Source organism: Rhizobium sp. YTUHZ045 (genome assembly GCF_051124255.1).
GTDB lineage: Bacteria > Pseudomonadota > Alphaproteobacteria > Rhizobiales > Rhizobiaceae > Rhizobium.
Genome location: NZ_CP101432.1, coordinates 617,826 through 642,282 on the forward strand (window position 1 = coordinate 617,826; position 24,457 = coordinate 642,282).

Sequence of the window (24,457 nt, forward strand, 5' to 3'; positions counted from 1 at the left end):
CTCTCTGAGACATCGGCCATCACCGTCCGCCAGCGATCCGTTCGAAGGCCGAAGGGGCGGGTATGCCGAGGTCGAGCTGGTGGCGGATCGCTTCGGCGCATTCGAGTGCGGTCAGCACCGAGGTGTCGACCTCGATGTCGTAGATGCCGGGGCGGTGAACTTCGTCCTGCCAGCGCTGCACCGGTTCGGGGACCGACACGTCTGCGGAGGCTTTGAGATAAAGCGTCTCGCGCCCCTCTTGCTTGATCTCGCGCCGCTCCATGACCGTCTCGATCGGACAGCGGACGCCGACGAACAGCACGGGATATCCCTCCAGCCGCCGGGCGCAATCGGCAAGGATGCCTAGGGGCTGGGAGTAGCTGTCGTGATGGCCGAGATCAGCCACAACATTGAGCCCCAGGCCGGCATGAATGGCGATCGATTCGTAAAGGGCTGCGTAGAGGAACGGCACGAGTTCCTCGAGATCCGGGCGCTCGCCGCCGGGCCTCAGGCCGATGCCGGGCAGGTAGCGTTTTGGCGTCATGTCGTTATAGGCGTCGACGCCGAGGTTGATCCACGGCCCTTCGAATTCGTCCTGAATCGCGCGCGCGATGCTGGATTTGCCGCTTCTCGGCGCCCCGTTCAGGATGATGATCTGTCCGGCATGGCTGTCATTGGTCATCAGTCTTCTTCTTCTGTTTGGCGCGAATCATTACAGCGCCGCGTGTCTTCTCAGACACGCAAAGGACGCCGTAACGCCTTGAATTGCTGCATCATTCCTCACATCGATTCCGATCGGAGGAATTATGCAGCGGCGAAACCGCGCAGGCATTTCCATTCGGGATGCGAATACTTTATGGGAGAGTTAAGGCAGCATCGAAAATGCCGCGGCCGCAAGTGGCCGTACAGAGGAGCAGCATGAGCGACGACAGCGCGCAATTTCCCCCTCTCGATCCGGTAAAAACCGGTATCAAAGGCTGCTGCCCTCGCTGCGGCCATGGCAAACTTTTCAATGGCCTGCTGGGCCTGCAGCCGCGCTGCGCCTCCTGCGGCCTCGACTATTCCTTCGCCGATTCCGGTGACGGTCCCGCCGTCTTCGTCATCCTGATCGTCGGCTTCATCATCATCGGCATGGTGCTGTGGCTGCAGGTCAATTATAGCCCGCCGATATGGGTGCATATCCTCATCTTCGGGCCGCTGACGATCATCCTGTCGCTTCTGACGCTGCGCTGGTTCAAGGGCATCCTCATCGCCATGCAGTACCGCCACAATGCCCGCGAAGGACGTCTGAGTGACTGATATCGATCGCGCCGCGCCGCGCCGCCGGCTGCCTGTGATAACCGGCATTCTTGTGTTGATTGCGCTGGCCATCCTGCTGTCGCTCGGCACCTGGCAGCTGCAGCGCCTCCACTGGAAGCAAGGCCTGCTCGCCGATATCGCCGCGCGCCAGGCTGCCGCGCCGGTGCCGCTCGCCGACATCGAGGCACTGGCGGCCTCCGGCGGCGATATCGAATACCGCAAGGTCACTGCCACCGGCCGCTATATCAACAACAAGGAACGGCACTTCTTCGCCACCTGGCGCGGCCAGACGGGCTTTTACGTCTATACCCCGCTCGAGCTTGCCGACGGGCGCATCCTCTTCGTCAACCGCGGCTTCGTTCCCTATGAGAACAAGGAGCCCGAAATGCGCGTGCAGGGCCAGCTGACGGATCAGCAGACGGTCACGGGCCTGGCGCGCGCCAAACTTGCCGGCAAGCCCTCCTGGCTGGTGCCTGACAACGACGTCGGCAAGAATATCTTCTACTGGAAGGATCTCGACGTCATGGCCGAGAGCGTCGGTCTGGAGAAGGCGCGCGTCATCCCGTTCTTCGTCGATGCCGATTCCACGCCCAACCCGGCCGGCCTGCCGATCGGCGGCGTCACCCAGGTCGATCTGCCGAACGATCATCTGCAATATGCCCTGACCTGGTACGGACTTGCCGCCGTGCTCGTTGCCGTGGTGGCGATCTCCTGGTTCCGAAAACCCGGCAAGGCGCCTCGGCAATAGTATCGCTTCAATTCCCGGCCATATTGGGCTAGAGGTCCCTTACTCCCACGCTGGACGGAATTTTGACGGAACGGACATGAATATTGCGGCGAAACCTCCCTTGACGATCAGGCTCTGCGGCCCTCGCGGCTTTTGCGCCGGAGTCGACCGCGCCATCCAGATCGTCGTCCTGGCGCTGAAATCCTATGGCGCGCCGGTCTATGTACGCCACGAGATCGTCCACAATCGTTATGTCGTCGAGGGACTGGAGGCAAAGGGCGCCGTCTTCGTCGAGGAACTGGACGAGATCCCGGCCGAGCATCGCGCCCAGCCGGTGGTCTTCTCCGCCCATGGCGTGCCGAAATCGGTGCCGGAGGATGCGGTGAGCCGCAACCTCTTCTATCTCGATGCCACCTGCCCGCTGGTTTCCAAGGTCCACAAGCAGGCGATGCGCCACAATCGCCTTGGCCGCCATGTCGTCCTCATCGGCCACGCCGGCCACCCCGAAGTGATCGGCACGATGGGGCAGTTGCCGGAAGGCGCGGTTTCGCTGATCGAGACCATCGAGGATGCCGACGCCTACGCCCCCGCCGATCCCGACAACCTCGGCTATGTCACCCAGACGACGCTGTCAGTCGATGATACGGCCGGCGTCATTGCCCGCCTGCAGGAGCGCTTCCCGAATTTGACTGCGCCGGCGGCGGACTCGATCTGTTACGCCACGACAAACCGCCAGGAAGTGGTGAAGCAGGCAGCCCCCGGCTGCGATCTCTTCATCATCGTCGGTGCGCCGAATTCGTCCAATTCCAAGCGCCTCGTCGAAGTGGCGCTGAGGGCAGGGGCGAAGAAATCGATCCTGGTGCAGCGCGCCGCCGAGCTCGACTGGGAGGAAATCGGCGCGATTTCGACGCTCGGCCTTTCCGCCGGCGCCTCGGCGCCTGAGGTGATCGTCAACGAGATCATCGAAGCCTTCCGCGCCCGCTTCGATGCCCGCGTCGAGCTGGCCGAGACGGTGCAGGAAACCGAAAACTTCCTGGTCAACCGCGAATTGCGCAGCATCGAGCTGACGGCGGCCGACATGGCCTTCGTCAACGGCTAGGCCGCCACCCGCGTCCCGGTCATCTACCATCCACAATACAGAGACGAGACCTCACTTGGCAGTCTACACCGATATCGCCGAAGACGATCTGAAATGGTTCCTGACGGAATATGATGCAGGCACGCTGCTCTCCTATAAGGGCATTGCCGAAGGCGTCGAAAACTCCAACTTCCTGCTGCATACTTCCAAGGCGCCGCTGATCCTGACGCTTTATGAGAAGCGCGTGGAAAAGCGCGACCTACCGTTCTTCCTCGGCTTGATGCAGCATCTTTCGGCCCGCGGCCTCTCCTGTCCGCTGCCTTTGCCGCGCCGCGACGGCGCGCTGCTCGGTTCGCTCTCCGGCCGCCCGGCCGCGCTGATTTCCTTCCTCGAAGGGATGTGGCTGAGGAAGCCGGAGGCGAAGCATTGCCGCGAGGTCGGCAAGGCCCTGGCCGAGATGCATGTGGCGGGCGAGGGCTTCGATCTGAAGCGCCCCAACGCGCTGTCGATCGACGGCTGGCGGGGGCTCTGGGAGAAATCCGAGGCGCGTGCCGATGAGGTCGAGCCCGGCCTGCAGGGCGAGATCCGCAATGAGCTGGATTTTCTCGCCGCCGTCTGGCCGAAGAGCCTGCCGTCCGGCGTCATCCATGCCGACCTCTTCCCCGACAACGTCTTCTTTCTGGGTGATGAGCTCTCCGGCCTGATCGATTTCTATTTCGCCTGCAACGACCTGCTCGCCTATGACGTCTCGATCTGCCTGAATGCCTGGTGCTTCGAGAAAGACGGCGCCTACAACATCACCAAAGGCATGGCGATGCTCGAGGGTTACCAGAGCGTCAGGCCGTTGAGCGGTGAAGAAATCGCCGCCCTGCCGGTGCTCGCGCGCGGCTCGGCGCTGCGCTTCTTCCTGACGCGGCTCTATGACTGGCTGATGACGCCGGAAGGCGCCATGGTCACCAAGAAAGATCCGCTCGAATATCTGCGCAAGCTGCGCTTCCACCGCCAGATCGGTTCGGCCGCCGAATACGGGTTGAGCCTATGAAACATGTCGATATCTTCACCGACGGCGCATGCTCCGGCAATCCCGGTCCCGGCGGCTGGGGCGCGGTGCTGCGCTACGGCGAGGTGGAAAAGGAGCTTTGCGGCGGCGAGGCGGAGACGACCAACAATCGCATGGAACTAATGGCGGCGATCTCGGCGCTGCAGGCCCTGAAGAGCCCTTGCGAAGTCGACCTCTATACCGACAGCGCCTATGTCAAGGACGGCATCTCCAAGTGGATCTTCGGCTGGAAGAAAAACGGCTGGAAGACATCGGACAAGAAGCCGGTGAAGAATGCCGAACTCTGGCAGGCGCTTGAAGAGGCCCGCAACCGCCACAAGGTGACGCTGCACTGGGTCAAGGGCCACGCCGGTCACCCCGAAAACGAACGCGCCGACGAACTCGCCCGCAAGGGCATGGAGCCTTTCAAGAAGGGCAAGGCGGTTTCGTCTTAAGGGTGCGCGGTTTGCCGTCTCGCTCCTATTCCTATCATCTCGCTCGCGGCTTGAATGAGCCCGCCGGTCCAACCCAATCCCCGTCATGCTGGGGCTCGACCCTACATCCACGCGACACCCACCAGATTGGGCATGGATCCTCGGCTCAAGGCCGAGGACGACGGAATGTGCGGTGACGTCCCATGAACGCAGTTCTGCTGTCTCGGACATGGTGGGATCTTGCTGTTTTCGAGGGCAGAGCAAAGCCCGCAATGGAGGCTGGCATCTCGCCATGCTCCCTCATTCCTGTGACGAGCACAGGAATGAGGGTGGAGATATGGCGGGCGCCACGACAACCAGGGTGCCGATCTGGCGTTCCCCTGCACTGGTGGTTGCCTCCTGCTCTCTCATTTCGGTGACGAGCTCGGGGAGAGGCTTTGCCTCTCACGGCTGCCGCGCCGCTGCCCCCTGGATCAGCCGATGCAGATATTCGAGCTTGGCCACAACAGGCGAAGAGAGCACGAAGGGGTAGGAATCCGGCTGACCCATGCTGCGCTGGATGGCGTTGATCGCAATGCTGAGCGGCACCCACGCGCTGACGAGCTGCTCGGCGCTCTTTGCCCTATAGGGAAGAAAATCGACCTCGCCGGCGATTTCCTCGTGGCCGCGCGGATCGATGGCGATGCCGAAGGCGCGGGCCGTCTCCAGCGTATCGACGATGTGGAGGTAATGCGCGAAGCATTCGGCGAAATCCTCCCAGGGGTGCGATGAAGCATAGGCGCTGATGAAATTATCCTGCCATCCCAAAGACGGGCCGTTGGCATAGTGGTTTTGCAGCGCGGCCGCATAATCCTGCCGCTCGTCGCCGAAGACGGCGCGGAAATCGTCGAGGCCGTTCTGGTCGCGCACCAGCTTGTTCCAGATGAAATGGCCGGCCTCGTGGCGGAAATGGCCAAGCAGCGTGCGGTAGGGCTCGTTCATCGAGCTGCGCGCCTGTTCGCGCGTCGCGTCGTCGGCTTCGGCGGCGCGGATGGTGATCAGGCCTTCCTCATGACCGGTCATGGCCGGCACGACATTGCCGTTGCCCTGCAGGGAATCTTCGAGGAAATCGAAGACCAGGCCGCCTTGCGGATCCTGGCCGCGATCGGGATGCGGCAGCTTCCAGCGCAAGAGCGAATAGAACAGATGACGCTGCGCCTGACCGATGCGCCGCCAGCGATCGATGCCGTCCTGGGTGTCGGTATTCGGAACCAGCCGGTTATGGCGGCAGGCGGTGCAGAATTCACCGTCGCTCTCGACGTCTACCAGCCAGTTGCAGATGTCGAGGCCGGCATTGGCGCAGAAGCGCACGTGCCGGTCGGGGTCGGAAACGAGCTGCCAGACCATTTCGTCGCGCGGCTCCAGCGCATGCATGGCAAGGTCGCCCGGGAGGAAGCCGAGACGGTGATTGCAGCGGACGCAGTGCCGGTTATCGAAGTGGACGACCTGATCGCAATTGTCGCAGGCAAAGAGTTTCATCGTTTTGATCTCTGCAAAGCAGGGGCGGATGAAAAATGCCCGCCGCGCGCGTGCGCGGCAGGCATGGTTCATCCGGGCTGAGCTGGTGGTTCAGAGCCGGTCGACGGCGCCTTTGAGCTTGTCCTTGACCTTGCCTGTTGCGACCTGTCCCTTGCCTTTGGCTTCCTGGACGTCGCCTTCGGCCTGCATGTCGCGATTGCCCATGGCCTTGCCGGCGGCCTGCTTGGTCTTGCCGGCAATTTCGTTTGCCTTGCCTGAAATCTTGTCGCTGGTGCTACCCATCTGTGATGTCTCCATGCTTCGGCGTCGGACCTGTCGTCCGCGCGGAAAGGGAACGTCACTGGCGGCTATTCGTTCCCGCGACCGCCAGGGAGCCGCGACCGTCAGGCGTGGCCGGCCTCGGCCGATAGCATGGCGGCGTTGATGCCCATGCCGGCAAGCGCCCGCTCGTACTTGTCGTCGAGGTTGCGGTCAAAGATCAGTTCCTCATTGGCCGGGCAGGTGAGCCAGCCATTGTTGGCGACCTCGTTTTCGAGCTGGCCGGCCGCCCAGGAGGAATAGCCGAGCAGCATCGTCGCGCGCTTCGGCCCGGCGCCCTTGGAGATGGCGCGGACGATATCGAGGGTCGCCGTCAGGCAGATGTCGTCGCTGACCGGGATCGAGGAGTCGCTGGCATAATCGTCCGAATGCAGCACGAAACCGCGGCCGCTCTCTACCGGGCCGCCCGTCTGGATCGGGAAATCGCGCGCCCGCTGCGGCAGCACGATCGGTTCTTCCTGCTTGATCATGTCGAGATGCAGGAGCACGTCGGTGAAGGTGAGGCTCTGCGGCCGGTTGATGACGAAGCCCATGGCGCCGGCATCCGAATGCGCGCAGATGTAAATCACCGTGCGCGCAAAATTGCGGTCCTCCATGCCTGGCATGGCGATGAGGAACTGGCCATCGAAGAAGCCGCGTTCCCGTCTGTTCTTCAGCGTCGATAAGGACATCATTCCTCCTGCTGCCAGACCGCACCAAGGCCCCGACAAGAGAAAGATGGGCCAATGTCACAAATCAATCAACCGAAAATGAAGATTTAAATGGGCGCGGCTTCTGGCGGCCGGAGAGCACTTTCGGTAAACCGTTGTTCCATGATGATTATTAGCTTGGTCCCGCGTAGGTTTTTAATTGCGGCCGTCTCAGGGACCGCTGTTCTTATGCCCCTATGCCAGGCCCATGCGGAAATGAGCGCCTGGGCCGAGGCCGAGGGCGGCCGCATGCGCCTCGTGGCGCTGGCGCCGGATGCCGGCGGCAAAATTCGCGCCGGCCTGCAGATCGAGCCGAAACCCGGCTGGATCACCTACTGGCGCGAACCCGGCAACAGTGGCATTCCGCCTCAGGTCACCATAGCGCCGGCGACCGGCGTCACGCTCGACGCCATTGGCTATCCCGTGCCGAAGCATTTTTTCAACGGCGGGATCGAGGATATCGCCTATGACGCGCCGGTGACGCTGCCGCTGTCCCTGACAGCGGCCGGCAAAGGCGAGGTGAAGATCGACGCCGCCGTCTTCATCGGCATCTGCAAGGATATCTGCATTCCCTTCCAGGCGAATTTGAGCCTGAAGCTCGGCCGTGCCATGCAGTCGCATCCGCAGGAAGAGGCGATCCTTGCGGCCGCTGATGCGACGCTGCCGAAGCCGCCTTCGGATGATTTCAAGGTGACGGCGCATGCGATCTCACCTGACAGGAAGACGCTGTCGCTGACGCTCGCTCTGCCGGGTGACGGGAAGAGCGCCCCCGATATCATCGTCACCGGCCCGAGCGGCTATGCCTTCACCAAGCAGAGCGGCGGCAAACGCGATGGCGCCATCTTCAAGACTGATATGATGATCGGCAGGCTGCCCAAGGATTACGATATTTCAGGCAAGCGCTGGGACGTGCTTGTTATCGATGGCGACAGGGCGATGGAGACCACGCTTGCCTTTGACTGATCGGCACTTATAGTCGCCCCATCCCCGGCGGCGGCCGCCGCAGAGCCCGAACCCACAGAACCCGAGGAGAAAACCATGACGATCGCGATCGGCGACAAGCTTCCTGCCGCCACCTTCAAGGAAAAGACCGCCGACGGCCCGGTCGAAATCACCACCGAGCAGCTCTTCGCCGGCAAGCGCGTCGTGCTCTTTGCCGTGCCGGGCGCCTTCACGCCCACCTGCTCGCTGAACCACCTGCCGGGCTATCTCGAAAACCGCGATACCATCCTCGGCAAGGGCGTCGACGACATCGCCGTTCTCGCCGTCAACGACTGGCATGTGATGGGCGCCTGGGCGCAATCCTCCGGCGGCCTGGGCAAGATCCACTTCCTCGCCGATTGGGACGCCGCCTTCACCAAGGCCGTCGGTCTCGAAGCCGACCTCTCCGCCGGCGGCCTCGGGCTGCGCTCCAAGCGCTATTCGATGCTGGTCGAAGACGGCGTGGTGAAAGCCCTCAACGTTGAGGAAAGTCCCGGCCAGGCGACGGTTTCCGGTGCGGCGGCGATGCTGGAACAGCTCTGAGCGATCGAAAAGCCGTCACCTAACCTGCTGATGTCGCTACAAGATCTGCCCCTCACCCTAACCCTCTCCCCGTAAAAACGGGGAGAGGGGACGTGCCCTGCGAGAGGTTGGTGGGGAATGGAGAGGTGCGGCATATCCCCTTCGCCCCGCAAGCGGGGAGAAGGTGCCGGCAGGCGGATGAGGGGCGTGCCGCGGACTCGAGCGCTGCCATCGTCTAAAGATTACACAGACATCGCGACACATGAAGGGCGGCCGTTCGGTCGCCTTTTTCAATTGTGTGAGCAGCTTTAAACTCCGCCTCAATCCTGCCGCAATCGTTATAACATAACCGTAATGTTATTACATTGTAGGACGAGCCATGCCGCGAAACCCCGATCGCCTCCCCATCAGCCTCATGGGACAATCGGCCCTATCGAGGGTAGTCGGCATCACCCTGGTCATTGCCCTCCTCTGGCTCACCATCCATTGGGCGGTTCTGCTGCCATGACGCCGTTGATCCGTCTCGACGATCTCACCGTCGCCTATGACAGGCATCCCGCCGTCCATCATGTCTCCGGCGCCTTTGCGCCGGGCAGCCTGACGGCGATTGCCGGGCCGAATGGGGCGGGCAAGTCGACGCTGCTGAAGGCGATCATCGGTGAGCTTCGTCCGGCCGAGGGCAGGGTCGAACACCGGCTGGGGCGGGCGGAATTCGGTTATCTCCCGCAGGCGGCCGAGATCGACCGCCGCTTTCCGATCTCGGCCATCGACACCGTCATGCTCGGCGCCTGGAAGACATCGGGCGCCTTCGGCCGGATCACTGCGGCCGATGTGAAAAGGGCGGGCGAGGCGCTGTCGGCGGTCGGCCTCGAAGGCTTCGGCCGGCGCCATGTCGGTTCGCTTTCGGCCGGACAGTTACAGCGCGTGCTTTTTGCCCGGCTGCTGCTGCAGGATGCCCGCATCATCCTGCTCGACGAACCGTTCACGGCAATCGATGCCCGCACGACCAGGGATCTCGTCGATCTCGTCCTGCGCTGGCATGGCGAGGGCCGCACGGTGATTGCCGTGCTTCACGATTTCGATCTCGTCCGCGGCCATTTCCCCGAAACCCTGCTGCTTGCCCGCGAACTCGTCGGCTGGGGCCCGACCGCCGAGGTCATGTCGCCGGCCAATCTTTTGCAGGCGCGCGCCATGGCGGAGCGCTGGGACGAGGATGCCGCGGCCTGCGAATCCCAAGAGGCGCCGGCGGCATGACGGCCTATGATCTCTTCCTCGCGCCCTTTGCCGATTTCGGTTTCATGCGCCGGGCTCTCGTCGCCTGCCTCTGCCTCGGGCTCGGCTCGGGGCCGATCGGCGTCTTCCTGATGCTGCGGCGCATGAGCCTGATCGGCGACGCCATGAGCCATGCGGTCCTGCCGGGGGCGGCGATCGGTTACCTCGTCGCCGGCTCGCTGTCGCTGACGGCGATGGGCATCGGCGGCCTTGTCGCCGGCCTGTCGGTGGCGCTGCTGTCGGGCGCCGTCAGCCGGATGACCGTGCTGCGGGAGGATGCGAGCTTTGCCAGCTTCTACCTCGCATCGCTGGCGCTCGGCGTCCTGATCGTGTCGTTGCGCGGCTCGAACATCGATCTGCTGCATGTGCTCTTCGGCACCATCCTTGCGATCGATGCGCCGGCGCTTTATCAGATCGGCGCGATCACTTCGCTGACGCTCGTCGTCCTCGCGGCAATCTATCGGCCGCTGGTGGCCGAATGTTTCGATCCGGGTTTCCTGCGCGCCGTCGGCGGCCGCGGCCCGGTCTATCATGTCCTCTTTCTGCTGCTGGTGGTGCTGAACCTTGTCGCCAGCTTCCAGGCGCTCGGCACGCTGATGGCGGTCGGCCTGATGATGCTACCGGCCGCCATCGCCCAGCTCTGGTCGCGCAGCCTGCCCGTGATGATGCTGATTGCCACCACCACCGGCGCCGCCTCCGGCTACCTCGGCCTGATCGCCTCCTATCATCTCGAAATCGCCTCCGGCCCGACGATCATCATGACGGCAGCTGTGATCTACGCCTTCTCGATCCTTTTCGCGCCCTCCGGCATCGCCCGGCGCCTCTTTCCCCGCCCGCATCTGAAGGGCTGACCTCAAGGAGACTTCGATGAACCCGCCCAGACTGCTTCTTGCCGCCGCCGCACTGCCCGCGCTGATGGCGCTCTCAGCCGCGCCGGCTTCCGCCGAAACGCTGAAGGTGGTTGCGTCCTTCACCGTGCTTGCCGATGTCGTCAAGGAGGTCGGCGGCGACCATGTGCATGTGACGAGCCTGGTCGGGCCGAACGGCGACCCCCATGAATTCGAGCCGTCGCCCGCCGATGCGAAGAATTTGAAGGCGGCCGACGTCGCCTTCGTCAGCGGCGAGGGTCTGGAAGGCTGGATCGACCGGCTGATCACCGCCTCGGGCTACAAGGGCAAGCCGGTGACGGTGTCCGAGGGTATCGCCACCCGCACCATGGAAGAGGATGGCGCCGAAATCACCGACCCGCATGTCTGGAACAGCCCTGTCAACGTCAAGATCTGGGTCGCCAATATCGAAAAGGCGCTGTCTTCAGCCGATCCGGCCGATGCCGCCGCCTTCAAGACCAATGCCGAGAAATACACGAAGACGCTCGATGAACTGAACACCTATGCCCATGCGAAATTCGATGGGATCGCCGACGATCGCCGCAAGGTGCTGACCAGCCACGACGCTTTCGGCTATTTCGGCCGCGAATATAAGATCAGCTTCCTCGCGCCGCTCGGTCTTTCCACCGAAAGCGAAGCCTCGGCCGCCGATGTCGCCAAGCTGATCGAGCAGATCAAGAGCGAGCACGTGAAGGCCTATTTCTTCGAGAATTCCAACGATCCGCGCCTCGTCAAGCAGGTCGCCAGGGCCACCGGCGCCGAGCCCGGCGGCGAGCTCTATGTCGAATCTCTCTCCGACGCCAAGGGCCCGGCCCCGACCTATGAGAAGATGTTCCGCTACAATGTCGATCAACTCGCCGCCGCCATGGCGAAATCGAGCTAAAGGCTGGCCGCTCTGAAAGGGCGTCGCATGAAGCTTTGAATCAAGCGGCGCGCTTCCTACGCTAGAGATTGAGGTCGAAGACCAGGATGCCGGCAAGGCCGCCGTCCGTCGAGGAGACGATACGCTCGCCGACCGCCACATGTTCGGGATGGACGAAATAGGCGTCCCGGGCTTCGGCGCTTTCGAAGGTTACGGCAAAACCGTCGACGAAGCCGGCATGCAGGCCTTCGGGCGAAACATTCGGCCCGTATTTGATATCCAATATGCCCGTGATGACCTGTTTTAGCGCGACGATCGCGTCGAACAGCGATTGCTTGTCGTCCATCGTCAGCGCCGTCTTCAGCCGCAGGAACACGCAATGCAGGATCATTATGGTCCTCCCGATTTTCCTGAGAGGAGAATAGCGGCCAAAGCCGCAAGGGCAATGAGATTTATTTTACGTGTCGTTGGCCGAGCGCCGCAGGAGGCCGGGCCTACATCTGGTCGGTCGCCGCCATGTCACGATTATAGATCTTGCGGACGAGCTCGCCGGCGTGAGCACGGGCTTCGTCCTTCTGAGCCGGCGTCATCGGCCGGCAGGTGTTCCTGAGGTTGGACCGGTCGAGCACGGTGGCCGCACCTGAATTGGTGATGACGAGATGCCAGCTGCAGGAGGCGACCTTGTCGACGACCACCGCGCCATGGCATCCGGAAGACAGGCAGAAAGCCACGGTCTGCTGTGCGGCATGATCGCCCTTCTGTGCCAGCGCCAGCGCCGTCTGGAATTCCTGGGTCCATCGTTCACAATGCTTCACCCCAGTCACGCAGGCTTTCATGACGGGATGGACGTCACCGGCCTGAAGCGGCGAAACGAAAAAGACGCCGATCGACAGGGCGAGCAGAAGTTTGAGCATCGCAAATTCCTTATATGATAAGCGAGTGGCGCATATTGCCGGCCGCCGGTCAATCGCCATTTCTAGGGAGATCATTGCCGGTGATCACGCCCGTTTCGTCAGCGGAAACCGATCGCGAAGCAGCCGCAGCACCGAGTCCGACGGCATCGGCGGGCCGAAGAGATAGCTCTGCCCGTAGCTGCAGCCCATTTTGGCAAGCTCGATCGCATCCTCGTTGGATTCGATTCCCTCGGCCACCACCTTCATCTCGAGCTCGGCCGCCATCGATATCACTGATCGGAGCACGGTTGCCTTCTTGTCGCTGCTGTCGCGCACCAGCGCCTTGTCGAGCTTGATCGTATCGAAGGGGAAGCGGGTGAGATAGGCAAGCGACGAATAGCCGGTGCCGAAATCATCGAGCGCCAGCCCGATGCCGGCTTCCTTGAGCTTCTGCAGAACGAGGCGGGCCTGTTCCGGATTTTCCATCACCATGGATTCCGTCAGTTCCAGCTTGAGCCGCGAGGGCGTGCAATGCGTCTTGGCGAGAACCGAGCGCACATCGTCATAAAGCTCGTTGTTGAGCAGCTGCACACTCGACAGGTTGATCGACACGAAGATTGGCAGTTCGCCGGTCTGGTTCTGCCAGCTCATCAGGTCATTGGTCGCCTGTTCGAGCGCGAACATGCCGAGCGCCCCGATGATGTCGGACGCCTCGGCAAGCGGAATGAATTCCGACGGCGGGATATTGCCGCGTTTCGGATGCTCCCAACGCATCAGCGCCTCGAAGCCGGCGACCTCGACATCTTCAAGCCGGGCGATCGGCTGGTAGACCATCGACAATTCCCTGCGCTCGATGGCGCGGCGCAGGTCTGTTTCGAGCTGCAGCCGGTCGGTGCCGAAGTCGCGGAAAGCCGGCTGGAACGGCTCGACGCGGTTGCCGCCGGCCCGTTTTGCCCGATACATGGCAAGCTCCGCATCACTGAGCAGGCCGCTGGCGCTCTCCTGCCGGTCCACCCAGGAGGCGAGCCCGATCGAGGCCGTCAGGATGATCTCACGATTGGCGAAATTGATCGGCACCATGATCGCCTTGCTCACAGCATCGGCGAAATCGGCGACCTTGGCCGGATCGTGCTCGGAGACCAGGATGAGGCCGAACTGGTCTCCGGCAAGCCGCGCCAGCGTGTCCTGCGGCTTCATCAGACGCCGCAGGCGCCGCGTCAGCGCAATCAGGATGTTGTCGCCGGCGGCAACGCCGAGGGAATCATTGACCAGCTTGTAGCGGTCGATATCGATCACCATCACAGTCGGGCGCAGCGTCTCGCCGCCCGGCGCCAGCGCCAGCACCGACTGCAGCCGGTCGAGGAAGACCTGCCGGTTCGGCAGGCCAGTCAGATTGTCGTGCAGCGCATCATGCAGCAGCCGCTCGACGGAATTCTTCTGCTCGGTGACGTCGACGATCGTGCCGACACAGCGGATGATCTCGCCGTTGGAGCCGAGCACCGGCCGGGCGCGGATCAAGAGCCAATGGAAATGCCCGTCCTCGGCGCGGATGCGGAATTCGTGGTTCAGCCGGCCGCGCCGGTGTTCGAGCAGCACGTCGAGCGTGGCGCGGAAGCGGTCGCGGTCGTCGGGATGCAGCCGCGGCAGCCAGTTGCGCGCCGCCCCATGCATGGTGCCGGGGGAGAGGCCGAGCTTGACCGAGACGTCGGGAATGGTGACGACGCGATCGCGCGCCACATCCCAGTCCCACACCATGTCGCCGGAGCCGGTCAAGGCCAGGGATTGCCGCTCGAGATCGGAAAACAGTCCCTGCTGAAAGGCGCCGCCGGCAAAGGCGTGCTGCATGACGGTGAAGCCGATCAAGAGCACGATCAGCACCAGGCCGCCGCCGAGCGCCGGCTGGATAATGTCGTTGTCCAGCCGTCCGGTCACGGTCAGCCACGCCCCGAACAGCCAGACGAGCGTCAGCGCCCAGGCCGGCACCAGCAGAATGGCGCGATCATAGCGATTGAAGCCGAGATAGATGATGAGCAGCAGGCCGGTCGCGGCCGTCAGCGCAAAGGACAGCCGGGCGATCCCGGCGGCGATCGACGGATCGTAGATCGCCACGCCGAACAGCAGGGCCAGGCCGAGCACCCAGGCGAGCGTGGCGTAGCCGAGATGGGCGTGCCAGCGATTGAGGTTCAAATAGGTGAAGAGGAAGATGACGAAACTCGAGGCGAGCGCAACTTCAGCGCAAGCGCGCCATATTCGCTGGTCGGCCGAGGCGACGCTGATGAGCTTTCCGAGGAAACCGAAGTCGACGCAGATATAGCCGAGCACTGCCCAGGCGAGCGCCGCCGTTGCCGGCAGCATCGAGGTGCCCTTGACGACGAAGAGGATGGTCAGGAACACGGCGAGCAGGCCGGCAATGCCGAGCACGATGCCGCGATAGAGCGTGAAGGCGTTGATCGTATCCTTGTAGGCGTTCGGTTCCCAGAGATAGATCTGAGGCAGTTGCGGCGTCGACAGTTCGGCGACGAAGGTGATGACGGCGCCCGGATTGAGCGTGATGCGGAAGACGTCGGCCTCGTCGCTGGGCTGGCGGTCGAGCGCAAAGCCTTCGCTCGGGGTAATGGCGATAATGCGCTGCGAACCGAGATCCGGCCAGAACAGCTTGGAATTGACCAGACGGAAATGCGGCGCGACGATCACGCGCTCCAGCTGTTCCTCCGAGACGTTGGCGAGCGCAAACACCGCCCAGTCGCCCTGATGGTTCTCCGAACTCGCCCGGACCTCGATGCGCCGGCGGATGCCGTCGGCGCCGGCGGCCGTGGACACCTGGAAGGCCTCGCCCTGGTTGGCGTAGATCTCGGTCGTCGCCGTCAGGTCGAGCGCGGTATCGTCGCGGGAAATCTTCACCGGTTCGGCCGCCTGCGAAACGCCCGCTGAAAGGGCGAAGACCGCCAGGAAAAGGGCTGCGATCACCGCGATCACTCGTCCGGACGGTGACTTGGGCAGCATGCTGTTTCTGGTCATCGGCTGTCGGTTTTCCTGCCTTTATCCGTATCGGTGGCGAGCCGTGAAAACATCACGTGGTCGTGCCACTGACCGTTGATCTTCAAATATCCGCGCAGATAGCCTTCCCGCTGAAACCCGGCCTTTTCAAGCAGACGCATGCTGCGCGCGTTATCTGGAATACAGGCTGCTTCAATACGGTGCAACTCAAGCCCGGAGAAGATGTAAGGAATAACCAACTGAAGGGCAGCGTACATATGCCCCTGGCCGGCATGGCGTTCGCCCATCCAGTAGCCGATCATGCAGCTTTGTGCCGCACCGCGCCTGATGTAGCCGATGGTGATGCCGCCGACGAGCGTCCGGTTCTCCTTGAGGAAGATGAACAACGGGATCGCCTGGCCGGAGGCATATTCCTGCTTGCCGCGAATGACCCGGGCGCGGTAGGCGCCCTCCGTCAGCTCGTCGCGCCGCCAGGTCGGCTCCCAGGGTTCGAGGAACTTGCGGCTTTCGGCGCGCAGCCGGTGCCACTGGTTGAAATCCTGATAGCGCGGCAGGCGCAAGAGGTATTTCTCATTCTCCAGCTCCACCGCATCCGGCTGCCGCGACAGAAACCGAAACACCGATTTTGGCATCGATCACTCCCGGCAGACGGACGTCGGCTCAGCTGGCCTGCATCGTCTTCGGCGCCGGGACCGAAAGCGAGGCGATGATGTCTTCCATCGGCGCGAGCTGTTCCAGCGGCCCGATCGCCGAAAGCGTCGGCACCGTATCGTAGAACAGCCGGCCGGCGAGGTCGGTCAGCCGCTCGATGGTGATGCCCTCCAGCCGTTCCATCATCTCCGGATTGGAGATCGGCCGGCCGTAGAGCATCATCTGCCGTGCGATCTGGCCGGCACGCGCGGCCGGGCTTTCCTGGCCCATCAGCAACTGGGCGCGGATCTGGGCGCGGGCGCGTTCGATCTCCTTCTGGTGGATCTCGTTGGCCGACTTGTGCAGTTCGTCGATGATGACAGGCACCAGCTCCGGCAGGTTTTCACCGCCGGTTGCGGCATGGATGCCGAAGATGCCGGTATCGGAAAAGCCCCAGTGGAAGGCATAGACGGAATAACAGAGGCCGCGGAATTCGCGCACTTCCTGGAACAGCCTCGAGGACATGCCGCCGCCGAGGATATTGGCGAGGATCTGCGAGCAGTAGAAGTCGCGCGCGTGGTAGGGCTTGCCCTCGAAGCCGAGCAGGATCTGCGCGTCCATCAGGTCGCGCGGCTCGCGCACGCTGCCGCCGACATAACGCGCCGCTTCCATGACCGGCGGCGCTGAAGGCTGCGTCGGCAGGCTGGCGAAACGTTGCTCGACCATGCGCAGAAATTCCTGGTGGTCGACGGCGCCGGTCGCCACCACGAACATCCGGTCGGTCGTGTAGTTGCGGCCGAGATAGGTGCGGATCTGCTGCGGCGTGAAGGAGACGACGGTCTGCGGCGTGCCGAGGATGGCGCGCCCGAGCGTCTGGTCGCGATAGGCGGCCTCGGAGAAACGGTCGAACACCACGTCGTCGGGCGTGTCGTTGGCGGCGTTGATCTCCTGCAGGATCACCTGCTTCTCACGCTCCAGCTCCTCCTCCTCGAAGGCCGATTCCGTCAGGATGTCGGCGAGGATGTCGACGGCGAGCGGCACGTGGTCCTTGAGCACCCGGGCATAATAGGAGGTCGTCTCGGTCGAGGTGGCGGCGTTGACCTCGCCGCCGACATCCTCGATCTCTTCGGCGATCTGGCGGGCCGTACGCCGCGCCGTGCCCTTGAAGGCCATATGTTCGAGCAGGTGGGCAATGCCGTGCTCGTCTTCCGTCTCGTTGCGCGATCCCGATTTGATCCAGACTCCGAGCGCAACGCTTTCCAGGTGCGGCATGGTTTCTGTGACTACTGTCAGCCCGGATTTGAGCCGGGTGCACTCAACTGTCATTGGCTATCTTTCTGCGCCTGCTGTCGTCTCGCTGCGGGCGTGCTGGCCGATAAAGGTTTCAACGGCTTTCAGCTCCGGTTTGATGATCTGGAAGCGCTCCTCCCTTTGCATCAGACCAGCAAGCCACGTCGGAAGCGCCGGGTCAATACCGCTGGCCGATTTTACGGCAACCGGGAATTTCGCCGGATGCGCGGTCGCAAGCGTCACCATCGGCGTGTTCGGCTTCTCTTTCTTCTTTGCCACGAAGACGCCGATCGCCGAATGCGGATCGAGCAGGTAGCCGGTCTCGGCATGGGTCTTGCGGATCGTCTCGGCCACCTGCCGCTCGCTCGCGCGCCCGGCCCGGAAGTCGCGGCGAATCGCCTTCAGCGCTTGGCCGCCGATCTCGAAGCCGTTGGATTGCTTGAGGCTTTCCATCGCCGCGCGTACCTTCGAGGCGTCTCGACCATAGGCTTCGAACAGCAGTCGCTCGAAGTTCGACGAGATCTGGATATCCATCGACGGCGAGCTTGTCGCCTTGACCGCCTTCATATCGTAGCGGCCGGTCTTCAGCGTCCGCGTCAGGATGTCGTTTTCATTGGTGGCGATGACAAGCCGGTCGATCGGCAGGCCCATGCGCTTGGCGCAGTAGCCGGCGAAAATATCGCCGAAATTGCCGGTGGGCACCGTGAACGAGATCTTCCGGTCCGGGCCGCCGAGCGCCACCGCCGTCGTAAAATAATAGACGATCTGGGCCATGATCCGGGCCCAGTTGATCGAGTTGACGCCGGAGAGACGGACCTTGTCGCGGAAGGCCGCATCGTTGAACATCGCCTTCACCAGGTTCTGGCAATCGTCGAAATTGCCCTCGACGGCGAGCGCATGCACGTTCGGAGAGGTTGAGGTCGTCATCTGCCGCTGCTGCACCGGCGAGACCTTGCCGTGCGGGAAGAGGATGAAGATATCGGTGCGCTCGCGCCCGGCGAAGGCATCGATCGCCGCCCCGCCGGTGTCGCCCGAAGTGGCGCCGACGATCGTCGCCCGCTCGCCGCGCTTTTCCAGCGCATAATCCATCAGCCGGGCGAGCAGCTGCATCGCCACGTCCTTGAAGGCGAGCGTCGTACCGTGGAACAGTTCCATGACGAAGCTGTTCGGCCCGGTCTGGATGAGCGGCGCGATCGCCGGATGGCGGAAGGTGCCATAGGCCTCGTCGATCATTGCCCGGAAGGTCGCCTCCGGGATCTCGCCATTGGTGAAGGGCGAGAGAATGGTGAAGGCGATCTCCTGATAGGTCTTGCCCCTGAGCGCACGGATCTCCTTCTTGGAGAAGTGCGGCCATTCACGGGGAACGTAGAGCCCGCCGTCGCGCGCCAGCCCCGTTAACAGGGCGTCGCAAAAGCCGAGGGAAGGGGCCTCGCCGCGGGTCGAGATATAATCCACGTTGGTCATCCTTGATCTATCGCTGAAAGAAATCCGGCCAGGCCCGGCCATGGCTTGCTTTGCCGGAAACCGAGTGGGCGCGGCGCTGCGGACATATGATCGCCGTTATCTTGTTGAAGTTGCCCGCATCCGGCGGCGAAAAGTGCATCAAAACGGCGCGTACCCAATCGATTTTTGTTTGAGCCGCTGATATAGACCATCGCAAACCGTCGTGAAAGGCCTCACGCAAAAGACATGGGGCCACCAAGAAACGCTTGTGCAAGGGGTGGAATATCGTGCTCGGCAAGGTCTCGCGTCTCATCGTCTCCGCTTCTCTTGCCGCCCTGCTCGCCGGCTGCAATTCGCTCGGCATCGGCGGCGACAGCAAACCGGAGGCTGCGCCCACCCAGTCGAACGGCAACGCCCAGATCATGCCGCTGGCGCCCGCCAACCCCTCCTCGAACAATCCGTCGATCGGCACTGCCAAGACCGCGCAGGGCACGACTGCCCCCGTCGTCCAAGGCGCCTGCCCGCAGATCTTCATGCGCGATCAGGATGCGATCTTCCGCACTTACGCCAAGGGCAAGAAGGACGATCCGCAGCAGATCGTCGTCCAGGCCTCCTTCGGCGATTACACCCGCCAGTGCATGTTGAACGACACCAATCTGACGATGACCGTCGTCGCCCAGCTGCGCCTGATCACCGGCCCGGCCGGCGCCCCCGGCCCGGTGACGCTGCCGATCCGCGTCAGCGTTCTCGACGGCGAGAACGTGCTCTACTCCGAAGTCACTAAATTCCCGACTGAAATCCCCGCGGGCTCGCCGGGCACGCAGGTCATCTTCCGCAAGGAAGGCATCAAGATGCCCGTCGGCGCCGGCGCGCTGGTGCGCGTCAACATCGGCTTCGACACCCAGCCAGCCAAGAGCAAGAAGAGCAGCTAGATTTTGCATTCGCACGAGCTTCGGCAGGAGCGCCCCTCACAAGCCTCGGTAATAGCGACGTCTTAAAAGCTGCGCCGCCGGTGCGTTTGGCAACATCGCACACTCCGTCATCCCAGAGCTTGACCCTGGGATCCACGACCCGGCATTCGGCTTCTGTGATTTTCCTGCAGTTGGATGTCGTGCCTTTCCACGCCGTGCCCGCCGCATGAATCCCAGGGTCAAGCCCTGGGATGACGGAGGAGAGGTGGTGCCGCGATCGATAACTCCGCGGCGTGCAGAGAGGTGGTGCCGGATGCATTAGTCCGCCGCCGCATCAGAGGTGGTGTCTGGGCACATCGGCTCAGCTACGGCGATGAAGCGACGCCAGATCCAGCGCTTCGGGAGGAGCGTCCTTCACAAACCTCAGCGACGTCTCACAAGCTGCGACGCCGATGCGTTTGGCAACAAAGCCAACCACACACTCCGTCATCCCAGGCTTGAGGGGCCAGCAGCCGAGCGAATGGCCGAGGCCTTAAAGCACGCCTTCCCAGGCCGCAAGCGCTGCAACGACGCCCGGCAGGTCGTTCATGCGTGAGATCACCGTCTCGGCGCCGGCATCGGTCAGTTTGTCGGCATGGGCGGGGTAGCTGTGCGAGGCGCCGGTAAAGCCGATGACGCGCATGCCGGCGGCGCGCGCCGCGTGCACGCCGTGGACGGAATCCTCGACCACGACGGTCTTCTCGGGGGAGACGCCCATGCGGCTTGCGCCATGCAGGAAGATATCCGGCTTCGGCTTGACGCGGTCGGCGCCGAGATCCTTGGCGGAGAAGATGTTGGGCGCGAAGAGCGGCTTCAGGCCGACCTTGCCCAGCATCATGTCGAGCCGCTTCATGCTCGAATTCGAGCAGATGCAGCGCTTCATCGGCAGCCTGGAGACGGCGAATTCGACGCCTGGGATCGCCTTGACGTCATTCGCCAGCCTGAGGTCGAGCAGCTTCTCGGACTTGTCGAGCAGGGAAGCCGAAAGCGGGATGCTGGCCTCGCGCTCGACCTGCAGCAGGATGTTGTGCCAGGTCATGCCGGCGAAACGCTCGCCCATTTCCTCGACGCCGATCGGATATCCGGCCTCCGTCAAAAGCGCGGATTCAACTTCGGCCGCGATGATTTCGGAATCGACGAGAACACCGTCGCAGTCGAAGATGATGAGATCGAAGCCGTCCATTGTTCACGCCTTGCTGGAAATCTGGTCTTGTCCGGGGATGCTGCGGCTTTACACGATGGCCGGCCAAAGCTCAACCTGATCTCAAGCATGGCTGCGATGCGGCAGGCGACCGGCTCCGTAAAGCCCGCTTCCACCCGGATGACCAGAAGCTCGTTCAGGACGCTCCGGGCTGTCCCGCCACTTCGTAGCGCGCCCGGCTCAGGCTGACCAAACTGGCTGCGGCTGCGCAGCCGCCCGATATGACCACCGCAAAGTCGAGTGCCGTCGACAACGGCAATGTTGCAAATAGGATTGACATGGAGATCCCGCCCAGGGTTTGGCCGAGAAGCCGCGCGGTACCCTGCATGGCGCCGGCCGCACCGCTTCTGGCTTTCGGTGCCGAAAGAAGCAGAATGCGGTTGTTCGGCGTCTGGAACAATCCGAAACCGAGGCCGGCGACCACGGTGCCGACGACAAAGGCGATGCCGCGCGGATCGGGCGGCGTCAGGCCCGCCACCAGCAGACCAAGCGCCAACAGCGCCCCGCCGATGGCGCAAAGCCATGCCGTCTTGACTCGGTTTGCCAGGCGTCCGGAGACCGGCGCAATGACAGCAGTCGCGGCCGGCCAGGCCATCATGTAGAGACCGGCCAGAACCGGCGTCATGTGCAGCCTGTGCTGCATGTAGAAGGGGAGCGCGATGGTGCCCAGCATCTGACCGCAGAAGCAGAAAATCGAGGCGACGACCGATACGCGGAATGCCGGTGCGGCCAGGAGATCGGTCGGAATGAGCGGGACGTCACTGTTCCGTTCGAGGCGCAGCAGGCTGAACAGGCAGGCGAGCGACGCCATGATGAGGGCGGCGCCGCTGACCGGCGCGGTCGCAATCCGATCGGCGCCTGAAAAGAACAGGATGAACATCGCTGTATTGGCCAGCAACACCTTCGCATTCAGCTTCCGCTTCGCGCCTTCGACCTGCCCCAGCAGGCCGCCGCCGAAGAGAACGATGATGCCTAGCGGTATGTTGACCGCAAACAGCCAGGGCCAGCTCGTAACGGAAAGGATGGCGCCGGCAAGGCCCGGGCCCGCCGCCGAGGAAATGGCGATGATCATGGCATTGACGCCGATGATCGGACCCAGCATGTGCTGCGGCAGGACCTGGCGCAGGTTCATCATCGCGAGGGCCATGATCGCGCCCGCGCCAAGGCCCTGCGCGAAACGAGCAAGGATCAGCACGGGCAGATCGCCCGCCAAGGCGCAGGCTGCGGACGCCGCGGTAAACAGCGCGACGCCGATCAGGAAGACCCTGCGCGCGCCGTAGATCTCGCCGAGCGCCCCGCAGGGAAGAATGGCGACGAGCACGGCCAGCTGATAGGCGGAGACGACCCATACGGTGCTATCCGCTTGCGCGTGCAGCGAAAGCGCGATCGAAGGCAAGGCGACATTGGCGATCGCCCCATCCAGAACGACGAGAACAATTGCCAGAAGCAGGAGGGCGACAGCCAGGTACCGTCGGGGCGACGCCAGGCCATCTTGAGAGATCGGGGGGGTGCAGGTGAGGGACATGGAAACTCCGGGATGCTTATGGGATGGCCGATTCATTAGCCCTCGTCGATCTCCTGCGCCAGACGCAACTGAAGCAATTGACCGTTGCATACAGCGCCATGCCTGATAGAATAGCGCCATGTCCGATCTCGATTTCAATCTTCTGGTGGCGCTGGATGCGTTGCTGCGCGAGCAGAGCGTATCGGCCGCCGCTCGCCGGCTTGGCCTCAGCACATCGGCCATGAGCCGGACGCTGTCGCGCTTGCGGGCGGCACTCGGCGATCCGATCCTGGTGCCGGCCGGGCGCGGCATGGTCGCCACACCGCATGCCCTGGCGATTGCCGAAGAGGTACAGGTGTTGAAGGACGCCGTGAAAGCGGTGCTGAGTCCGCCATCGACCGTGGCAATCCGGGAAGTGCGGCGCGACTTCACCATCCGTGCCAATGAGGCCTTCGTGCTTCTCTACGCCGCCGACCTCAGCGCCGCCGTGGCCAACGCCGCGCCGGGGATAAGGCTTCGTTTTGCGCCGCGATCGGACAAGGACGTTCAGGCTTTGCGGGACGCGGCAATCGATTTGGATATCGGTGTCCTGCCGCGGGACGGCGGGGAGCTGCGTTGCCAGAGTCTTTTCGAGGACCGGTTCGTCGGTGTCGCAAGGGCGGGGCATCCGATCTTCGATGCAGGGCTAACGGCTGCGGGCTATGCCGCCTGTGGTCATGTGGTCTTCTCGCCGCAAGCGGACTATGCCGGTCCCGTCGACAGGGCGCTCGCCGAGCTGGACCTTTACCGGGATGTCAGGCTGATCGTCCCGAGTTTCCCGGCGGTGATCGCCGTTGCTGCGGCTTCCGATCTGATCGGCTCTATCCCGAAGTCCTATTGCAAGTCTTCCCCGATCAGCGGGATCAGGACCTTTGACCTGCCTGTCGCCGTGCCGGTTTTCAACATCGTCCAGGCCTGGCACCCTCGCATGGATGCAGATCCCGCCCATCGCTGGCTGCGGGCGCTGATTTTCGAGACTTTCCACAACGCCATGAACTGAGGAAGCGCCGAGCCAAGACAACTGCTTTTCCCCGTTTGCCCGGAATAAGGGCACGGCTCACCTTGTTCAAGAGAGGTGAGCCCACTTACCTTATTGTTGCGGCAAGATGATCTTCTGAGTGGTGGTGCCTTTCACCGGCTTCTCGCCGGGAACATGCGACATCGTACGCGTTGTGCTTTGCAAGCTGTCGCCGTCCGTGCTGGTCTTGGTGCGCGACTTGCTGAACGTGCCCTGGTCGACCGCCTGGGCCTTGGTCTGCGCCTTCAGCTTGTCGCCATTGTCATTGATGTGGGTCTTGCTTTGCGCCTTTCCGTCGACCGTCGCGGCACTTCCGCCGGATCCGATCGACGATGTCGTGCCGCCGTCAGTCTGGCAGGCGCCGGCCGTCCCGACGGAGCTCGCGGATGTGCCGCCGACAGCAGCGCTTCCCGCCGTTCCAACGGTTCCTGCCGCATTACACTCTTCTGCAAGAACGGCCGGGCTCGATGCGAGCAGTGCGATCGAGGCGGCAGCAATAACATTGATAGGTTTCATTGCCATCTCCTATTTCTTTGGTTTCGTCACCGAACAGGTTCCATCGGAACGTTTGGTGATGACGGTGCCGTCGGGCCGGGTAACGCTGGCGGTCGAATAGCTGTCGACGCTTCCCGAACTCGACGAGGATCCGGCGGAGGCCGATGACGAGGCGGAGCCGGCCGAACCGCTCCCTGTCGTGGTCGACGAGGACACATGCCCGTTGCCGGCGGTGACGGTGGTGGACATGTCGCCCGCCTGGGACTGGACGACGGTGCACGTCGTTCCGTCGTCGAGCTTGATCTCCTCGGCCATGGCCTGCCCGCCGATCGCCACGAGCGATGCCGTCAATGCGATTGTCGGAAATCTGGTCATTGCTTTCATCTCCAAAG

The 24,457-nt window shown here is 63.1% G+C and carries 27 protein-coding genes; 12 read left to right on the plus strand and 15 right to left on the minus strand.

Annotation, left to right across the window (positions count from 1 at the left end):
- Window positions 1-19 precede the first annotated feature (19 nt).
- Window positions 20-661 (minus strand): chloramphenicol phosphotransferase CPT family protein, encoded by a 642-nt coding sequence (locus tag NMA58_RS02995; protein WP_434712250.1) that lies wholly within the window; start codon window positions 659-661, stop codon window positions 20-22.
- A 236-nt stretch (window positions 662-897) separates the two neighbouring features.
- On the opposite strand from NMA58_RS02995, the gene NMA58_RS03000 reads away from it, so the two are divergent.
- From NMA58_RS03000 to rnhA, 5 genes are all read left to right on the plus strand, one after another.
- Window positions 898-1,278, plus strand: a complete 381-nt coding sequence (locus NMA58_RS03000) for a DUF983 domain-containing protein (RefSeq protein WP_434712252.1) — start codon at window positions 898-900, stop codon at window positions 1,276-1,278.
- Window positions 1,271-2,026 carry an SURF1 family protein gene (locus NMA58_RS03005; protein ID WP_434712253.1) on the plus strand — a complete coding sequence of 252 codons (756 nt, stop codon included), beginning with the start codon at window positions 1,271-1,273 and terminating at the stop codon, window positions 2,024-2,026. Before NMA58_RS03000 ends, NMA58_RS03005 begins: the two co-directional genes overlap by 8 nt.
- A 76-nt stretch (window positions 2,027-2,102) precedes the next feature.
- The gene (gene ispH, locus NMA58_RS03010; RefSeq protein ID WP_097597698.1) at window positions 2,103-3,104 is read left to right on the plus strand and encodes a 4-hydroxy-3-methylbut-2-enyl diphosphate reductase; all 1,002 of its coding nucleotides are present in this window, start codon (window positions 2,103-2,105) and stop codon (window positions 3,102-3,104) included.
- 55 nt (window positions 3,105-3,159) lie between these two features.
- Window positions 3,160-4,125: a homoserine kinase gene (locus NMA58_RS03015; protein ID WP_285195865.1), complete on the plus strand. Its 966-nt coding sequence runs from the start codon at window positions 3,160-3,162 to the stop codon at window positions 4,123-4,125.
- Window positions 4,122-4,577: a ribonuclease HI gene (rnhA, locus tag NMA58_RS03020; protein WP_430957171.1), complete on the plus strand. Its 456-nt coding sequence runs from the start codon at window positions 4,122-4,124 to the stop codon at window positions 4,575-4,577. The genes NMA58_RS03015 and rnhA overlap by 4 nt, the downstream gene beginning before the upstream one ends.
- 423 nt (window positions 4,578-5,000) lie before the next feature.
- Here the strand turns inward: rnhA and NMA58_RS03025 are convergent, their stop codons facing one another.
- The 3 genes from NMA58_RS03025 to NMA58_RS03035 form a co-directional block, all read right to left on the minus strand.
- Window positions 5,001-6,074 (minus strand): zinc-binding metallopeptidase family protein, encoded by a 1,074-nt coding sequence (locus NMA58_RS03025; RefSeq protein ID WP_434712255.1) that lies wholly within the window; start codon window positions 6,072-6,074, stop codon window positions 5,001-5,003.
- Window positions 6,075-6,164: 90 nt separating this feature from the next.
- Window positions 6,165-6,356 carry a CsbD family protein gene (locus NMA58_RS03030; RefSeq protein WP_430957174.1) on the minus strand — a complete coding sequence of 64 codons (192 nt, stop codon included), beginning with the start codon at window positions 6,354-6,356 and terminating at the stop codon, window positions 6,165-6,167.
- Between the two features lie 101 nt (window positions 6,357-6,457).
- A complete protein-coding gene (locus NMA58_RS03035; RefSeq protein ID WP_011424313.1) occupies window positions 6,458-7,063 on the minus strand; it encodes a YqgE/AlgH family protein in 606 nt (201 codons plus the stop codon).
- A 141-nt stretch (window positions 7,064-7,204) separates the two neighbouring features.
- Here NMA58_RS03035 and NMA58_RS03040 point away from each other — a divergent pair, with 141 nt between their 5' ends.
- From NMA58_RS03040 to NMA58_RS03060, 5 genes are all read left to right on the plus strand, one after another.
- A complete protein-coding gene (locus tag NMA58_RS03040) occupies window positions 7,205-8,044 on the plus strand; it encodes a protein-disulfide reductase DsbD domain-containing protein (protein WP_434712257.1) in 840 nt (279 codons plus the stop codon).
- 75 nt (window positions 8,045-8,119) lie between these two features.
- Complete coding sequence (locus NMA58_RS03045) at window positions 8,120-8,605, plus strand: peroxiredoxin (RefSeq protein WP_434712258.1); 486 nt, start codon at window positions 8,120-8,122, stop codon at window positions 8,603-8,605.
- A 483-nt stretch (window positions 8,606-9,088) separates the two neighbouring features.
- On the plus strand, window positions 9,089-9,838 hold the full coding sequence (locus tag NMA58_RS03050) for a metal ABC transporter ATP-binding protein (RefSeq protein ID WP_434712259.1): 750 nt from the start codon (window positions 9,089-9,091) through the stop codon (window positions 9,836-9,838).
- The gene (locus tag NMA58_RS03055; protein ID WP_434712260.1) at window positions 9,835-10,707 is read left to right on the plus strand and encodes a metal ABC transporter permease; all 873 of its coding nucleotides are present in this window, start codon (window positions 9,835-9,837) and stop codon (window positions 10,705-10,707) included. Before NMA58_RS03050 ends, NMA58_RS03055 begins: the two co-directional genes overlap by 4 nt.
- Before the next feature lie 16 nt (window positions 10,708-10,723).
- Window positions 10,724-11,626 (plus strand): metal ABC transporter solute-binding protein, Zn/Mn family, encoded by a 903-nt coding sequence (locus NMA58_RS03060; RefSeq protein ID WP_434712261.1) that lies wholly within the window; start codon window positions 10,724-10,726, stop codon window positions 11,624-11,626.
- Window positions 11,627-11,687: 61 nt separating this feature from the next.
- On the opposite strand, the gene NMA58_RS03065 is transcribed toward NMA58_RS03060, so the two are convergent.
- From NMA58_RS03065 to NMA58_RS03095, 7 genes are all read right to left on the minus strand, one after another.
- Window positions 11,688-11,996, minus strand: coding sequence for a Dabb family protein (locus NMA58_RS03065; protein ID WP_434712263.1), 309 nt, complete (start codon window positions 11,994-11,996; stop codon window positions 11,688-11,690).
- Window positions 11,997-12,099: 103 nt separating this feature from the next.
- A complete protein-coding gene (locus NMA58_RS03070; protein ID WP_434712264.1) occupies window positions 12,100-12,519 on the minus strand; it encodes a hypothetical protein in 420 nt (139 codons plus the stop codon).
- An 84-nt stretch (window positions 12,520-12,603) separates the two neighbouring features.
- A complete protein-coding gene (locus tag NMA58_RS03075; protein ID WP_221113494.1) occupies window positions 12,604-15,516 on the minus strand; it encodes a sensor domain-containing phosphodiesterase in 2,913 nt (970 codons plus the stop codon).
- Window positions 15,513-16,127 carry a GNAT family N-acetyltransferase gene (locus tag NMA58_RS03080; RefSeq protein ID WP_434712266.1) on the minus strand — a complete coding sequence of 205 codons (615 nt, stop codon included), beginning with the start codon at window positions 16,125-16,127 and terminating at the stop codon, window positions 15,513-15,515. The genes NMA58_RS03075 and NMA58_RS03080 overlap by 4 nt, the downstream gene beginning before the upstream one ends.
- A 28-nt stretch (window positions 16,128-16,155) precedes the next feature.
- Entirely contained in the window at window positions 16,156-17,451 is a 1,296-nt protein-coding gene (locus NMA58_RS03085) for a M16 family metallopeptidase (protein WP_434712268.1), read from the minus strand.
- A 3-nt stretch (window positions 17,452-17,454) separates the two neighbouring features.
- A complete protein-coding gene (gene thrC, locus NMA58_RS03090) occupies window positions 17,455-18,879 on the minus strand; it encodes a threonine synthase (protein WP_434712269.1) in 1,425 nt (474 codons plus the stop codon).
- Window positions 18,876-19,070: a hypothetical protein gene (locus tag NMA58_RS03095; protein WP_434712271.1), complete on the minus strand. Its 195-nt coding sequence runs from the start codon at window positions 19,068-19,070 to the stop codon at window positions 18,876-18,878. The genes thrC and NMA58_RS03095 overlap by 4 nt, the downstream gene beginning before the upstream one ends.
- A gap of 72 nt (window positions 19,071-19,142) precedes the next feature.
- On the opposite strand from NMA58_RS03095, the gene NMA58_RS03100 reads away from it, so the two are divergent.
- Window positions 19,143-19,790, plus strand: coding sequence for a hypothetical protein (locus NMA58_RS03100; protein WP_434713491.1), 648 nt, complete (start codon window positions 19,143-19,145; stop codon window positions 19,788-19,790).
- Window positions 19,791-20,301: 511 nt separating this feature from the next.
- On the opposite strand, the gene NMA58_RS03105 is transcribed toward NMA58_RS03100, so the two are convergent.
- Window positions 20,302-20,991 (minus strand): HAD-IA family hydrolase, encoded by a 690-nt coding sequence (locus tag NMA58_RS03105; RefSeq protein ID WP_434712272.1) that lies wholly within the window; start codon window positions 20,989-20,991, stop codon window positions 20,302-20,304.
- A gap of 154 nt (window positions 20,992-21,145) precedes the next feature.
- Entirely contained in the window at window positions 21,146-22,534 is a 1,389-nt protein-coding gene (locus NMA58_RS03110) for an MFS transporter (protein ID WP_434712273.1), read from the minus strand.
- A gap of 118 nt (window positions 22,535-22,652) precedes the next feature.
- Between NMA58_RS03110 and NMA58_RS03115 the strand changes: the two genes are divergently transcribed.
- Complete coding sequence (locus NMA58_RS03115) at window positions 22,653-23,552, plus strand: LysR family transcriptional regulator (RefSeq protein WP_434712274.1); 900 nt, start codon at window positions 22,653-22,655, stop codon at window positions 23,550-23,552.
- Between the two features lie 90 nt (window positions 23,553-23,642).
- Here the strand turns inward: NMA58_RS03115 and NMA58_RS03120 are convergent, their stop codons facing one another.
- Together NMA58_RS03120 and NMA58_RS03125 are read right to left on the minus strand one after the other, a co-directional pair.
- Window positions 23,643-24,086, minus strand: coding sequence for a hypothetical protein (locus NMA58_RS03120; RefSeq protein WP_434712276.1), 444 nt, complete (start codon window positions 24,084-24,086; stop codon window positions 23,643-23,645).
- Window positions 24,087-24,095: 9 nt separating this feature from the next.
- Entirely contained in the window at window positions 24,096-24,440 is a 345-nt protein-coding gene (locus NMA58_RS03125) for a hypothetical protein (RefSeq protein ID WP_434712277.1), read from the minus strand.
- Window positions 24,441-24,457 lie beyond the last annotated feature (17 nt).